Source organism: Microbacterium sp. ZW3a, from assembly GCF_057167165.1.
The window spans coordinates 1,249,056-1,262,753 of sequence record NZ_CM169903.1; the positions used below are offsets into that span (position 1 = coordinate 1,249,056).

The 13,698-nt window shown below is 68.8% G+C and carries 17 protein-coding genes; 8 read left to right on the plus strand and 9 right to left on the minus strand.

Going from position 1 to position 13,698, the window contains the following annotated elements:
- Positions 1–2: 2 nt before the first annotated feature.
- The 4 genes from qcrB to ctaE are packed head-to-tail and all read right to left on the minus strand — an operon-like array spanning position 3 to position 4,390.
- Positions 3–1,835 carry a cytochrome bc1 complex cytochrome b subunit gene (qcrB, locus tag ACU6WY_RS05795; RefSeq protein ID WP_483821502.1) on the minus strand — a complete coding sequence of 611 codons (1,833 nt, stop codon included), beginning with the start codon at positions 1,833–1,835 and terminating at the stop codon, positions 3–5.
- Entirely contained in the window at positions 1,832–2,890 is a 1,059-nt protein-coding gene (gene qcrA, locus ACU6WY_RS05800) for a cytochrome bc1 complex Rieske iron-sulfur subunit (protein WP_483821503.1), read from the minus strand. Before qcrA ends, qcrB begins: the two co-directional genes overlap by 4 nt.
- 38 nt (positions 2,891–2,928) lie before the next feature.
- Positions 2,929–3,738 carry a cytochrome bc1 complex diheme cytochrome c subunit gene (gene qcrC, locus ACU6WY_RS05805; protein WP_483821504.1) on the minus strand — a complete coding sequence of 270 codons (810 nt, stop codon included), beginning with the start codon at positions 3,736–3,738 and terminating at the stop codon, positions 2,929–2,931.
- A gap of 16 nt (positions 3,739–3,754) precedes the next feature.
- Positions 3,755–4,390, minus strand: coding sequence for an aa3-type cytochrome oxidase subunit III (gene ctaE / locus ACU6WY_RS05810; protein ID WP_483821505.1), 636 nt, complete (start codon positions 4,388–4,390; stop codon positions 3,755–3,757).
- Between the two features lie 167 nt (positions 4,391–4,557).
- On the opposite strand from ctaE, the gene trpD reads away from it, so the two are divergent.
- Both trpD and ACU6WY_RS05820 read left to right on the plus strand, forming a co-directional pair.
- Entirely contained in the window at positions 4,558–5,619 is a 1,062-nt protein-coding gene (trpD, locus tag ACU6WY_RS05815; RefSeq protein ID WP_483821506.1) for an anthranilate phosphoribosyltransferase, read from the plus strand.
- A gap of 3 nt (positions 5,620–5,622) precedes the next feature.
- Entirely contained in the window at positions 5,623–6,612 is a 990-nt protein-coding gene (locus ACU6WY_RS05820) for a PHP domain-containing protein (protein WP_483821507.1), read from the plus strand.
- Between the two features lie 10 nt (positions 6,613–6,622).
- Here the strand turns inward: ACU6WY_RS05820 and ACU6WY_RS05825 are convergent, their stop codons facing one another.
- Positions 6,623–7,549: a 5'-3' exonuclease gene (locus ACU6WY_RS05825; RefSeq protein WP_483821508.1), complete on the minus strand. Its 927-nt coding sequence runs from the start codon at positions 7,547–7,549 to the stop codon at positions 6,623–6,625.
- Positions 7,550–7,622: 73 nt separating this feature from the next.
- Between ACU6WY_RS05825 and ACU6WY_RS05830 the strand changes: the two genes are divergently transcribed.
- The 3 genes from ACU6WY_RS05830 (at position 7,623) to ACU6WY_RS05840 (ending at position 9,500) form a co-directional block, all read left to right on the plus strand.
- Positions 7,623–8,162: a hypothetical protein gene (locus tag ACU6WY_RS05830; RefSeq protein WP_483821509.1), complete on the plus strand. Its 540-nt coding sequence runs from the start codon at positions 7,623–7,625 to the stop codon at positions 8,160–8,162.
- A 283-nt stretch (positions 8,163–8,445) separates the two neighbouring features.
- Entirely contained in the window at positions 8,446–8,715 is a 270-nt protein-coding gene (locus tag ACU6WY_RS05835) for a YchJ family protein (protein WP_483821510.1), read from the plus strand.
- A gap of 116 nt (positions 8,716–8,831) precedes the next feature.
- The gene (locus tag ACU6WY_RS05840) at positions 8,832–9,500 is read left to right on the plus strand and encodes an SDR family oxidoreductase (protein ID WP_483821511.1); all 669 of its coding nucleotides are present in this window, start codon (positions 8,832–8,834) and stop codon (positions 9,498–9,500) included.
- Positions 9,501–9,565: 65 nt separating this feature from the next.
- On the opposite strand, the gene ACU6WY_RS05845 is transcribed toward ACU6WY_RS05840, so the two are convergent.
- From ACU6WY_RS05845 to ACU6WY_RS05855, 3 genes are read right to left on the minus strand one after another with little or no spacing between them, the layout of a single operon-like run.
- Positions 9,566–10,222 (minus strand): LON peptidase substrate-binding domain-containing protein, encoded by a 657-nt coding sequence (locus tag ACU6WY_RS05845; RefSeq protein ID WP_483821512.1) that lies wholly within the window; start codon positions 10,220–10,222, stop codon positions 9,566–9,568.
- 59 nt (positions 10,223–10,281) lie between these two features.
- A complete protein-coding gene (locus ACU6WY_RS05850) occupies positions 10,282–11,322 on the minus strand; it encodes an FUSC family protein (RefSeq protein WP_483821513.1) in 1,041 nt (346 codons plus the stop codon).
- A 22-nt stretch (positions 11,323–11,344) separates the two neighbouring features.
- Positions 11,345–11,716 (minus strand): winged helix-turn-helix transcriptional regulator, encoded by a 372-nt coding sequence (locus ACU6WY_RS05855; RefSeq protein WP_483821514.1) that lies wholly within the window; start codon positions 11,714–11,716, stop codon positions 11,345–11,347.
- 93 nt (positions 11,717–11,809) lie between these two features.
- On the opposite strand from ACU6WY_RS05855, the gene ACU6WY_RS05860 reads away from it, so the two are divergent.
- Positions 11,810–12,667, plus strand: a complete 858-nt coding sequence (locus ACU6WY_RS05860) for an SDR family oxidoreductase (protein ID WP_483821515.1) — start codon at positions 11,810–11,812, stop codon at positions 12,665–12,667.
- Positions 12,668–12,682: 15 nt separating this feature from the next.
- On the opposite strand, the gene ACU6WY_RS05865 is transcribed toward ACU6WY_RS05860, so the two are convergent.
- Positions 12,683–13,033, minus strand: coding sequence for a DUF2834 domain-containing protein (locus ACU6WY_RS05865; RefSeq protein WP_483821516.1), 351 nt, complete (start codon positions 13,031–13,033; stop codon positions 12,683–12,685).
- Positions 13,034–13,109: 76 nt separating this feature from the next.
- On the opposite strand from ACU6WY_RS05865, the gene ACU6WY_RS05870 reads away from it, so the two are divergent.
- Both ACU6WY_RS05870 and ACU6WY_RS05875 read left to right on the plus strand, forming a co-directional pair.
- Positions 13,110–13,451: a TraR/DksA family transcriptional regulator gene (locus ACU6WY_RS05870; RefSeq protein ID WP_483821517.1), complete on the plus strand. Its 342-nt coding sequence runs from the start codon at positions 13,110–13,112 to the stop codon at positions 13,449–13,451.
- Positions 13,452–13,479: 28 nt separating this feature from the next.
- Entirely contained in the window at positions 13,480–13,695 is a 216-nt protein-coding gene (locus tag ACU6WY_RS05875; protein WP_483821518.1) for an SCO4848 family membrane protein, read from the plus strand.
- Positions 13,696–13,698 lie beyond the last annotated feature (3 nt).

Here is a 13,698-nt window from a genome sequence, read left to right on the forward strand (position 1 = left end):
GGTCATTCGCCCTTGTCGTTCGGGTGGTTCTTCTCGTCGAGGCCCTTGGGGGCGGGGAACTCGACCTCGGTCCGCTCACCGATCGCCATCCGCGGGCGGCCATCGGCGTCCGCACGGGCGTTCGCGCCGGCGATCTCGTCGGTCTCCTCGTGGTCGATGTGATCGAGCTCGTGGTGCTGGTGGGCGACCGCGGCATCGATCTCGGCCTGGGTGAGGGGCGCGAGGCGGTCCTCGAAGAACCAGCGCGAAAGCGACGCACGGAAGTTCTGGTGCCAAGAGATCTGGCCACGATCGTTCGGACGCACAACCAGGGGCTCGTACGTCTCGTTGTCGACCAGCTTCCACCGCTCGTACTCATCGACGGGCTGGTGCACCTCGATGTACTCGCCGCCGGGGAGGCGGACGATTCGTCCCGACTCGTAGCCGTGCAGGGCGATCTCGCGGTCCTTCTTCTGCAGCGCGATGCAGATGCGCTTGGTGACGAAGTAGGCGACGATCGGGCCCAGGATCAGCAGAGCCTGGAGGGCGTGAATCACACCCTCCATCGTGAGGTGGAAGTGCGTCGCCATGATGTCGGACGAGGCAGCGGCCCACATGACGGCGTAGAAGGTCACGCCGGCGGCACCGATCGCGGTCCGGGTCGCGGCGTTACGCGGGCGCTGCGCGATGTGGTGCTCACGCTTGTCACCGGTGATCCACGCCTCGATGAACGGGTAGATCATCACAGTGACGATGAACAGGCCCAGAACGCCGACGGGGATGATGATGTTCCACGACCAGGTGCGGTCCCAGAGCACGAACTCGAGGTGCGGCGGAATGAGTCGCAGCATGCCGTCGGCGAAGCCGATGTACCAGTCGGGCTGGGTACCCGCCGACACCGGCGACGGGTCGTACGGACCGTAGTTCCAGATGGGGTTGATCGTCACGAGCGCAGCGATCAGCACGATCACACCGAACGTGATGAAGAAGAAGCCGCCCATCTTCGAGGCGTAGACGGGGAGCATCGGGTAGCCCACGACGTTGCTGTTCGTCCGGGCGGGGCCCGCGAACTGCGTGTGCTTGTTGATGATCATCAGCATGAGGTGCACAGCCAGCAGCGCCACCAGAATCGCGGGCAGCAGCAGGATGTGCAGCGTGTAGAGACGACCGACGATCGCGGTACCCGGGAACTCGCCGCCGAAGAGGAGGAACGAGGTCCAGGTGCCGATGACAGGCAGACCCTTGATCATGCCGTCGATGATGCGCAGACCGTTGCCCGAGAGCAGGTCGTCGGGGAGGGAGTAGCCCGTGAAGCCCTCGGCCATCGCGAGGATGAAGAGGATGAAGCCGACGACCCAGTTGAGCTCGCGCGGCTTACGGAAGGCACCGGTGAAGAACACGCGGAGCATGTGCACACCGATGCCGGCAACGAAGACCAGTGCCGCCCAGTGGTGGATCTGTCGCACCAGCAGACCGCCGCGGAGGTCGAACGAGATGTGCAGGGCCGACTCCATGGCCGCCGACATCGCGATACCGCGCATGGGCTCATAGGCGCCGTTGTAGTGCGTCTCGACCATCGACGCCTGGAAGAAGAACGTGAGGAACGTCCCCGACAGGAGAACGACGACAAAGCTCCACAGGGCGATCTCGCCGAGCATGAACGACCAGTGGTCGGGGAAGATCTTGCGACCGAGCTCCTTGACGATGCCCGACACGCTGGTGCGCTCGTCGAGGTAGTTCGCCGCGGCGCCGACGAACCGGCCGCCGAGCGGCTTGCCGTCACGACCGCCGTTCGAGGGGCCGGAGTGCACGGCGGGTTCGGTGGTCACGTTCTCCGTGGGATGAGTGGTGCTCATGAGCGCTCCCAGAAGCTGGGGCCGACGGGCTCCTGGAAGTCACTCTGCGCGACGAGGTAGCCCTCGGCGTCGACGGTGATCGGAAGCTGCGGCAGGGGACGGGCGGCCGGGCCGAAGATGACGGCCGCGCCGTTGGCGACGTCGAACTGCGACTGGTGGCAGGGGCACAGGAGGTGGTGGGTCTGCTGCTCGTAGAGCGCGACCGGGCACCCGACGTGCGTGCACACCTTGGAGTACGCGACGATGCCGTCGTACGTCCAATCCATGCGGTTGGTCTCGGGGTTCAGCTGCTCGGGCTGCATACGCATGAGCAGCACGATGGCCTTCGCCTTCTCTTCGAGGTACCCCTCGTCGTGGCCGAGGCCCGCGAGCTCCTCCGGGATGACGTGGAAGGCCGATCCCAGCGTCACATCGGCGGCGCGGATCGGGCGCCCCGAGGGGTCGTGCGCCAGGCGCATGCCGCCCTCCCACATGGTGTGGCTGAGCAGTTCGACCGGGTCTTGGTCCTGCGGCGCGAGGCCGCGGAACAGAGTGATGCCGGGGATGATCGAGGCCGCGAGAGCAGCGAACATCGAGTTGCGGATGATCTCGCGGCGACCGAAGCCCGATTCCTCGTTGGCCTCGACGAAGACGTTGACCGCACCCTCACGGGTGGTGTCGCGCCCACGGGTGGCGTGACGGTCCTCGATGTACTCCTTGTCGGACATCACGGCCTTGGACCAGTGAATGGCTCCGATACCGATGGCCAGCAGGGCGAACCCGATACCCAGACCGATGAAGAGGTTGTTGTAGCGGATGTCGATCAGCGCGCCCGACTCGATCGGGAAGATCATGTAGGCGATGCTCGCCCAGATGCTCGCGGCGACCGAGAAGTAGAACAGTGTGTAGACCGTGCGGACCGCACGCTTCATCGCCTGCGGATCCTGGTCGGTCATGCGCTGACGGTGCCCCGGGAGACCGGGGTTGTCCACGGGGTCGGGAACCGCGACGGCGAGCCCGGAGGCGGGCTTCCATGAAGCCCTCTCGTGCTCGAGTGCGTCTTCCTCGTGTGCCATGGTGCTCCTCGTACGTTACGTAATGTCGATGACGACGATCAGTTGGACTTCGCCGTGATCCACACGGTGAGCGCGATGAGCGCTCCGATGCCGAAGATCCAGATGAAAAGGCCCTCCGAGACCGGACCGAGCGATCCGAGCGCGAAGCCGCCGGGGGACTCGGACTTCTGAAGGAACATCAGGTACGAGATGACGTCGCGCTTGTCTTCGGGCGTGAGGTTGAGGTCGTTGAAGACCGGCATGTTCTGCGGGCCCGTGACCATCGCTGCGTACATGTTGACCGGCGTGACCGTGTGGAGGTCGGGAGCCCACTTGCCCTCGGTGAGGGCACCGCCCGCGCCGGCGACGTTGTGGCACATGGCGCAGTTGATGCGGAACAGCTCCGCACCGCGGGAGAGGTCGCCCTCGCCGTCGACGATGTCGGCCGTCGGGTAGGTCGGGCCGGGGGCCGACGACTGCACGTAGGCCGCGATCGCGTTGATCTGCTCCTCGGTGAACTGCACCGGCTTCTGCGGGGCCTGAGGGCCCTGCGCCTGGAGGGGCATGCGGCCGGTCGAGACCTGGAAGTGCACCGACAGTTCACCGACGCCGAAGAGCGACGGGCCCTGCTCGCTGCCCTGCAGATCGAGACCGTGACAGGTGGCGCAGTTCGCCTGGAACAGCTTCTCGCCCTCTTCGACCGAGCTGGCCGAATTCGCCACGCTCGTCGGGGTGTCGGTGGCGGCCATCGCCGCCGACGCACCGGCGTACACGCCGCCGGTGAGGAGGAGGCCGATGCCGATCAGTGCGGCGGCGGCCAGGGGACTGCGGCGTCCGTGGGACCGACGCGGCTTCTTCTCTCGTGCCATGGGAGGTGCAGCTCTCTTACTTCAGGAAGTAGATGACGAAGAACAGCGCGATCCAGACGACGTCGACGAAGTGCCAGTAGTACGACACGACGATCGAGGTGGTCATCTCTTTGCGCCCGAAGTTCTTCACGGCGTACGCGCGGCCGATGACGAGGAGGAAGGCGATGAGGCCACCCGTCACGTGCAGGGCGTGGAAGCCGGTGGTCAGGTAGAAGGCCGAGGCGTAGGGGTTGGCACTGATGGGCATGCCCTCGGCCACCAGCGTCGCGTACTCCCACACCTGACCCGACACGAAGATCGCGCCGAGGATGAAGGTGAGGTAGAACCACTGCACCATGCCCCAGCGCTGCCAGAAGCTGTTCGTCTTCACCGTGTACGGCTGGTACCGCTCGGCGGCGAACACGCCCATCTGACACGTGACCGAGGACAACACGAGGATGATCGTGTTGACGGTCGCGAAGGGAACGTTGAGCAGCTGCGTCTCTTCGGCCCAGAGGGGCGCGGACGTGCTGCGCAGAGTGAAGTAGATCGCGAACAGGCCGGCGAAGAACATGACCTCGCTGCCCAGCCACACGATGGTGCCAACAGCGACCGGGTCTGGCCGCTTCACGGCACGCACGGCCTGGGAATACGTCGCTGGGGTCGTCACCATCCCATTATGCGCGATCCGAGAGCGCGATATTCGCACCTCCAGCTGGAGATATTCCATCGTCGAGACTTAGGGAAGCCTAAGAATCAGCAACGAATCCCCGGTGCGCATGGGGTTCCGCGGGTCGAGCACGGCGGCGTGCGGGCACCGCCGTGTGGAAGGATCATGGCATGGCGGAACGCTTGACCTGGCCCGATCTGCTCACCTCGCTCCTGGAGGGCCGCGACCTCAGCGTCTCGGAGTCCACGTGGGCCATGCGGCGTGTCATGTCGGGAGAGGCGACCCCGTCGCAGCTGGCCGGGTTTCTCATCGCCCTGCGTGCCAAGGGTGAGACGGTCGAAGAGATCGTCGGCTTTCGCGATGCGATCCTCGAGTCGGCGGTTCCCCTCCCCGTTCGAGCCGAGGTGCTCGACATCGTCGGGACGGGCGGCGATCGCTACGGCACGGTCAACATCTCCACCATGGCGGCCGTGGTTGCGGCGGCATCCGGGGTTCCCGTCGTGAAGCACGGCAATCGTGCGGCGAGTTCGGCGTCCGGGTCGTCCGACGTCCTCTCTTCTCTGGGGATCGCCCTCACGCTCGATCCGGCTGCCGTCGCCGAGACTCTCGAGCGCACCGGCATCACCTTTGCTTTCGCCGCCGCTTTTCACCCGGGATTCCGTCACGCCGGGCCTACTCGTGCCGAGCTCGGGGTCCCGACGGTCTTCAACTTCCTGGGCCCGCTGTGCAACCCGGCGCGCGCCGAGGCCAACGCCGTCGGCGTGGCGCACCTGGATCGTGTGCCTTTGATCACCGGCGTATTCCGCACCCGCGGCGCGACCGCGTTGGTTTTCCGTGGCGATGATGGGCTCGACGAACTCACCACGACCGGGCACAGCCGCGTGTGGGAGATCAGCCGCGGCGACGTTCACGAGCACGATCTGGATCCTCGAGATCTTGGCATCCCCCTGGCCGACATCGCTGATCTGCTCGGTGGCACTCCCGACCACAATGCCGCGGTCGTGCGGCGCACGCTCGCGGGCGAGTCGGGGCCGGTGCGCGACATCGTGCTTCTGAACGCGGCGGCCGGTCTCGTGTCGTATCGCTTGTTCCAGGATGCCGCGCAGGTGCAGCGTCCGATTCTGGAACGTCTCGCCGAGGCGATGTCCGACGCGGCGGCCGCGGTCGACGACGGCCGCGCGCTGGCGAAGCTCGACGACTGGGTCGCGACGACGCAGGCCTTGGCGGAGTAGCCCGTGCACCCGCTCGACGCCCTCACCGAGATCGCGTATCTGCTCGAGCGGGAGAGGTCCTCGCGCTACAAGTCGAAGGCGTTCCGGACGGCCGCCGCGGCGATCGAGGGGCTGAGCGACGCGGAGTTGCGGGATCCGGGCCTGCGTCGTCGCGCGGGTATCGGCGACTCCACGTTCGCCGTGATCCAGGAAGCGCTGGCGGGCGGTGTGCCCGAACGCCTGGCCGACCTCCGCGCAGCCTCGGGCATCGTCGTCGGAGAACTGCGCGGGGCGCTCCGCGGTGATCTGCACAGCCACAGCGACTGGTCCGACGGGCTGACGTCGATTCCGGAGATGGTCGATGCGGCGCGGCGCCTGGGGCACGAATATCTGGCACTGACCGATCACTCGCCGCGGCTGACGGTGGCGAACGGGCTGTCGCCCGAGCGACTCCGTGCGCAGATCGACATTGTCCGGGGGCTGTCCGGCGAGGGGTTCACGCTCCTCACGGGCATCGAGGTCGACATCCTCGACGACGGGGCGCTCGATCAGGAAGATGCGCTCCTGCGCGAGCTCGACGTGGTCGTCGCCTCGGTGCACTCGAAGCTACGTATGGACAGCGCCGCGATGACGCGCCGACTCGTGACCGCGGTCGGCGACGCGCGCGTCGATGTGCTGGGCCACGTCACGGGCCGACTCGTCGAGGGGGCGCGCGGAACTCGTCCACCCTCGGAGTTCGACGCGCACGCGGTCTTCGCGGCGTGTGCCGCGTCGGGAGTCGCCGTCGAGATCAACTCCCGGCCGGAGCGGCAGGACCCGCCCGACGACCTGTTGGCGCTGGCGCTGGCGGAGGGATGCCTCTTCTCGATCGACTCGGATGCGCATGCACCGGGTCAGCTCTCGCTGCTGGACCACGGCGCCGCGCGCGCCGAGGCGGCGGGAGTCCCCGCCGAACGCATTGTCACGACGTGGCCGCTGCCGCGGGTGCGCGAGTGGCTCACGCGCGAGCGCTGACCCCGCGTCGTCAGTGCCGCAGCGCGGCGAGGGCCCGGGTCATGGACGTGCCGAGATTCCACCTCTCGGCCAGCTCCGTCGCTGCGGTCGCTCGGGAATCGTCGACGGCAATGCGGTCGTCGACGGAGCCGAGGTCGAGCGTGCGTACGACGCGCACGACCGCGGGCGCGACGTCGAGGTAATCGTCGGCGGCGAGGATCTTGGCGCGTTGCGACGGGGTGCCGGCGGTCCCGGCGGCGGCGGCGGAGCGGATGCCATCGAGGTCGCCGCACGCGGCCAGCAGGGTCGCCGCCGACTTCTCTCCGATCCCCGCGACGCCGGGGAGTCCGTCCGAGGGGTCGCCCCGCAGCACCGCGAAGTCGGTGTACTGCGCCGCGTGTACGCCGTAGCGGGCATGCACGGCGTTGTCGTCGACGATCTCGAGATTGCTCATGCCGCGGGCGGTATAGACGACGCGGATGCCGCGCTCGTCGTCGACGAGCTGGAACAGGTCGCGGTCGCCGGTGACGATGTCGACCGGAACGTCGGAGCGTTCGGCGAGCGTGCCGATGATGTCGTCGGCCTCGTGGTCGGCGGTGCCGACGACCGGGATGCCGAGCGTCGTGAGCACGTCACGGATGAGAGGAATCTGCGCGGTGAGCCCGGCGGGCACCTCCTCGATATCGGGCGCGTCCGCGACGGCCTCGACGACACGATGGGCCTTGTAGCTCGGCAGGAGTGCCACACGCCATTCGGGGCGCCAGTTGTCGTCCCAGCAGGCCACCAGCCGCGTCGGCTCATACGTGCCGACGAGCTTGGCGATCATGTCGAGCAGACCGCGGACGGCGTTGACCGAGGTGCCGTCGGGGGCGTGCACCTTATCGGGCACGCCGTAGAAGGCGCGGAAATACAGCGACGCGGTGTCGAGCAGAAGCAACTTCTCGGGCCGTGGTGCCATGTGCTCAGCGTAGTGACGCCATCCCCGATCGATGGCGTCGTCTGGGTCATTCGCCATCGCTAGGCTCGGGCGCATGTCCTCCGACGCCGACCCGCTCGCGATGCTCGGTACGCGCTGGACGGAGCACGCGCGCTGGGACAGGAAACGGCTGGGGTTCTTCCGCTTACGCACTGAGCTGGTCGCCCTTGCGCCTGTGAGGTTTCTTGACTGGACGATCGACGGCTTGCTGCTCCGCGACAGGCTCGCGTTTCCGAACGGTCGAGCGTGCGAGGACAACACGTTCCTGACGGAAGGCTCTCACGGCGATCCCTTCGCCATCGAGAGTCTTCGCGCGCTTCTCCGGGAGAACACGTCCGGCATGGATCCATGGGTTCAGTACGACGACGGCCGTGCCGGGGTGCTCTTCTGCCCCGTGTGCGGCAGTCTGGATTGCGGCGCCGTGAGTACGGACGTGCATTTCACGGACACGACGGTGGAATGGCGCAGTGTCGCTTATCAGGACGGCATGACAGGGCAGGTCGGACAATACGAGGTGTCCGCGTTCACGCTGCGCTTCGATCGCAGGCAGTACGAGACGACCGTGCGCGCACTCCTGGCGGAATGGAGTAGCTAGACCGCCGCGGCGGCGCCCGCGCGGAAATACAGCGACGCGGTGTCGAGCAGCATCAGGCGGTCGGTCACGGCGACAGTCTCGCACGAAGGGCATCCACGTCTTGCCGGCCGCCCCCTCGCAGGAAGTCGTGGGGGAGACGAGAACCTAGAGTGGCGGGGTGTCCTTCGGTGCCCCCTCCCTCCGGCCCTCCGCAGCGTCACCGTGCCCGTGCGGAGGCGCCCGCTTCGATAGGTGCTGCCGTCCGCTGCTCGAGGGAGAGGCCGCGCCGTCTGCGGAGCGCCTGATGCGGTCGAGGTACACCGCGTTCGCGGTCCGCGATGCGGGTTACCTCGCGCGGTCGTGGCATCCGAAGACGCGTCCGGCTGACCTCACCCTCGACGACACCGTCTGGGAAGGGCTTGTCATCGAGCACGCCGCCGAAGACGGGGATGCCGCGGTCGTGGCGTTCCGTGCCTCGTGGCGTCGCGCGGGGGAGCGCGGGGTCCTGGCCGAGCGCAGCCGGTTCGTCCGGCGGGGCGGCCGGTGGGTCTACGTCGACGGCGACGTGACCTGAGCCGTCAACCCCCGGGGGGCGTGTCGGCGGTCGCGCGTAGGGTCGTGACCGCGTGATTCCCGATCGGGACCGCGCGATCCTGAAGATGTCGGTCGAGAGAGTCGGAGGACAGTGACATGGAACGCATCGTGATCATCGGAGGGCACGGCAAGGTCGCCCTGCACCTGGCGGGACTGCTGGCCGAGCGCGGCGACGAGGCGATCTCTGTCGTCCGCAATCCCGACCACCGCGACGACGTCGTCGGCGCGGGCGGGCAGCCCCTCGTGCTCGATGTCGAGAAGGCCGACGTCGAGGAGATGGCCGAGGCTTTCGGCGGGGCCGACGCGATCGTCTGGGCGGCCGGTGCCGGCGGCGGCTCTGCCGCGCGCACCTACGCCGTCGACCGTGACTCGGCCCAGCGAGCCGTCGACGCGGCCGCGCGGGCCGGAGTGCGCCGCTTCGTCATGCTGTCGTGGATCGGGTCGACCCCCGATCACGGCATCCCGAAGGACGACCCGTTCTTCGCCTACGCCGACGCCAAGCTCGCCGCCGACGACTATCTTCGCGCGAGCGACCTGGACTGGACGATCCTCGGCCCGGGCACGCTCACGCTCGACCCGCCCACCGGCCGCATCACGACGGCCCCGGAGGGGAAGGGCGAGGTCGGCCGCGCCGATGTCGCCGCCGTGATCGCGGCCACCCTGGTGCAGTCGGTATCGGTCGGACGCTTCCTGCGCTTCGGCGCCGGCGAGACACTCATCGCCGAGGCGGTGGCGGGCGGATCATCGGCCGCCGACACCGAGTGAGCGCCTGACAGTTTCTCCCGCGGGGCGCCCTCCGCGCCGACGCGATCGATCTGCGCCCGCCGCGCTCAGACCTCGTCGTCGGCGTCGGGGTCGTCCATGACGACGATCACGCCGTCGGGGACGGGGTCGCCCAGCAGCGGCTCCGCCGCGAGGGTCAGGTCGATCGTGGCGCGCAGGAGCCCTCCGAGGGTGGGGGAGCGCAAGAGCTCCATCTGATCGAGTTCGCCGAGCGGGGCGATCGCGGCCACCTGCCAGGCGCGTTCGAGCGGCTCCTCCGACAACTCGACGTCGGGATCCCACCGGGTGCCCCCGAACTCGCGGGCCCGCCCGAGTACGCGCCGGACGATGTTCTCCGCCTCGTCGAGGAGGGGCGCCAGGGCCTCGGTCCACTCGAGGTCGGGGAGGGGCCGAACAGTGGCGCGCGGGTAGGGAGAATCCTCGAGCCACTCGACGATCTCGAACCGCTCCTCGCCGCGCGCGACGATCGACATCTGGCCCGCCTCGGGGACGACGTGGCTGAGGCGCGCCATGGTTCCCAGAGCGAAGCGCTGGTCTCCGCCGCCGGTTTCGACACCACGCTCGATGAGCACGACACCGAAGGCCGGATCGGTCTCATCGAGCAGCCGCCCGAGCATCACGAGGTAACGCTCCTCGAAGATGCGCAACGCGAGCGGCGTGTGGGGGAAGAGAACGGCTCCCAGAGGGAACATCGCGGTACCCATGGCACCAGTCAACCAGCGCTCCGCGCTCTCGGGGCCGTCTCCCCGCGGGTCGTCTCGGCTCAGGCCGACTCTTCGCTCAGTGACTCGTGGATGCGGTGCAGGTCCATCAGCAGCGACCCCACGAGGACCCAGTGCTCGGTGGACGGCGTGCGGATCTCCAGGGGTCGGGTGAGGGCCGGCTCCTCCGCGACCGGCTCGGGCACGGCTGGATCCAGGGCGAAGCTGAGCCGCACGTCGTGCGCGGCGCGGTGGAGCTGTTCGGCGATCGCCCGGACCGAGGGGTCGTCCGCGATCGTAGAGGTGTAGCCGTCGTACACCGCTCGGGTCATCCCCACCGTCTGCGTGACGACCGGAGTGAAACGGTCGAGACGTTGCTGCATGCCGGCGAGATCGGCGCGGTGGCGCGAGCTGCGGGGGTTGAGCGAGAGCGAGTCTGCTCCATCGCGGATGGCGTCGGCCGCGGCATCCCGAACCGGCCGGAGCAGCCGCGCTTCCAGGAGCAGGCCCTCCAGCGATTCGCGGGTCTGCGGAGCCTCGAGGGCGTCGGCGAGACGTTCCATCGCCGCGGCGAGTTCGCGACCGAGCACATCGACCTTCTCCCGCGCGGGCGGCACGAGCACGGGAGGGACCAGGGCGGTGTTAATCACGATGCCGATCGCCGCGCCGATGATCGTCTCGAGCACCCGGTCGACCGCGTAGTTCGGGGTCGCGGTGCCGAGCGCCAGCACCAGGACGGCGCTGATCGCGACCTGGTTGCTCGCGCCCGGTGACATGCGCAAGGCCCAGGCCACCAGCAGAGACACCCCCGCGGCGAGCAGAATCACCCAGGTGGGGGAGCCGAGCGCGATCCCGAGCGCCGAAGCGATGACGACGCCCACGATGACGCCGACGCTGCGCTCGACAGCGCGGGTGAACGACTGATTGATGCTCGGCTGCACCACGAGCACCGCCGCGATCGCGGCGAAGATCGGGGGCGGACCGGGAACGAGGAGGTCCGCGACGATCCAGGCCGCCACCATCGCCACCGCTGACTTGGCGACCTGCAGGAACGGCCCGCGTCGCGGAGACCGGAAGGTCAGGCTTTCGCGCGGAAGTCGCATAGTTCGAGCGTAGGGCGACCGGCTAACGCGCGGAGCGCTGCTGAATCCCGTCGGCATGATCGGCGACCCACTCCATGAGCGGGAGGAGTCGCTCCATGAGATCGCGGCCGAGGTCGGTCAGGGCGTACTCGACCCGGGGCGGGACCTCGGGGTACGCCGTGCGCTGCACGAGACCGTCGGCCTCGAGCGTCTTCAGGGTGCTGGCGAGCATCTTCTCGCTGATGCCCGAAATGGTGCGACGCAGTTCTCCCCACCGCTGGGTGCCGTCGGAGAGCGCGACCAGCACGAGCACTCCCCACTTGCCCATGATGTGATCCAGCACCGTCCGGGTGGGACACCCGTCTGCAAAGAGTCCGGGCCGTTCTGCCCGCAGATCCGCAAGACTCACCGTCATGTGAGTACCTAACCGAAAAGTGGGTACCGACATTCCGGAATGTGTCTCACCGCAGCGCGTTGGGTCGGGCGTACCGACCGAAAGGACACCCCCATGACCCTCCTCGTCACCGCCGCCACCGGACACCTCGGCCGCCTCGCCATCGATGCCCTGCAGAATCGCGGGGTCGCGGCATCCGACATCGTCGCGGGCGTTCGCACGCCCGCGAAGGCCGACGACCTCGCCGCCCGCGGCATCCGGGTGGTCGAACTCGACTACTCCCGCCCCGAAACCCTCGCCCCCGCCCTCGAGGGAGTGACGCGCGTGCTGCTGATCTCGGGCACCGATGCCGATCGCGTCACCGGACACCGCAACGTCATCGCGGCCGCACAACAGGCGGGGATCGAGCGCCTGGTCTACACCAGCGCCCCGCGCGTCGATGAGATCGACTACGCCCTCGGCGCCGATCACCTCGCCACCGAGCGTGCGATCGCCGAGGCGGGGGTGGATGCCACGATCCTGCGCAACAACTGGTACACCGAGAACTACCTCGACGCGGTCTCGCGCGCCGTCGAGACCGGCGTGATCGTGGCCGCCGTCGGTGACGCCCGCGTTGCCAGCGCGAGCCGCCGGGACTACGCCGAGGCCGCCGCGGTGGCGCTCACCACCGACGAGTTCCGCGGACAGACCCTCGAACTCGGTGGGGATGTCGCCTGGACGTACCACGAGCTCGCCGCCGCCGCGGGCGAGGTGCTCGGCCGCGACGTGGCCTACCAGGAGGTTTCGATCGCGGATCTGACGGCGGGTCTGCAGCAGGCCGGGCTGGATGCCGGCACCGCGGCGTTCGTGGCCGGCATCGACGACGCGATCGCCCGGGGTGCGCTGTCGCAGACGGACGGGACCCTCTCCCGCGTCATCGGTCGCCCCACCACGCCGCTCATCGAGGGGCTGCGCGCGGGCCTGAACCGCTGACACCGCGGCCCGGGCTCACGCGTCGGCGCGGGCCCGGGCCGTCATCCGCCGCTGGCGCATCGCCAGGAAGAGCGGGAACGTGAAGGCGAAGGCGGTCACCGCCGAGAGGGCGACGTAGACCCACGCGCCGCGCATGCCCAGGCGCCGCCCCTCGACCAGGATGAAGATGCTCCCGGCGACGGCCACCACGAGCAGGTCGACGGTGATCGATGACACCGCCGGCCCGCTCGAGACGAGATCGCCGAGGAAATCGGTCATCTGCACGATCGCCAGCGCGTTGAAGATGCCTGTGCCGACGAGGCCGGCGACGGCGAGGGCGACGAACGCCACCGCGAGGGGGCTCCAGTGCTTCGAGAGATCAGCCATGCCGTGATCCTCGCGCGCGGGGCGATCTCGATCCAGCCCGGCCCCGATGTCGGTGGGCGCGGGTACCGTCGGGCGCATGGATGCCACGCGGGCGAGCGCTCTGCTCGACGAACTCGAACGCTCGGTCGACCGGCGCCTGAAGCGACTCGGTTCCGACGCCGAGAGCCTGCGCCACGACCGAGCCGATGCCACCGCCGACGATGAGCACGACCCGGAAGGATCGACGCTGTCGGGGGAGTGGGCGCAGGTCGACGCGCTGGAGCGCGCCGCCCGCGCGGAACGCGGGGAGATCCTCGCGGCTCGGGAGCGGGTGGCGTCCGGTGTCTACGGGATCTGCGAAGTGTGCGGGCGGCCGATCGGTGACGCGCGGCTCGAGGCCCGGCCCACCGCCCGCCGGTGCATCGTGTGCGCGTCGTGACCGGGGGTGCCGCGCGTACGCTTGCAGGGTGGAGCCCCTCCTGATCGTCCTCCTGTTCCTCAACGCCGTGTTCAACGCGGTCGTGTGGCCGCGGTTCTACCCGCGGATCGCGAAGGATCCCCGCGCGCGGACCGCCGAGGGCGCACCGACGCCGTTCCTCATCGTCCACACCGTTCTGATCGCGATCGCCCTCGTCCTGGCGCTCGCGTCGGCCATCGCGGCGGTCGCGGCCCTGGTCTCCTAGGTC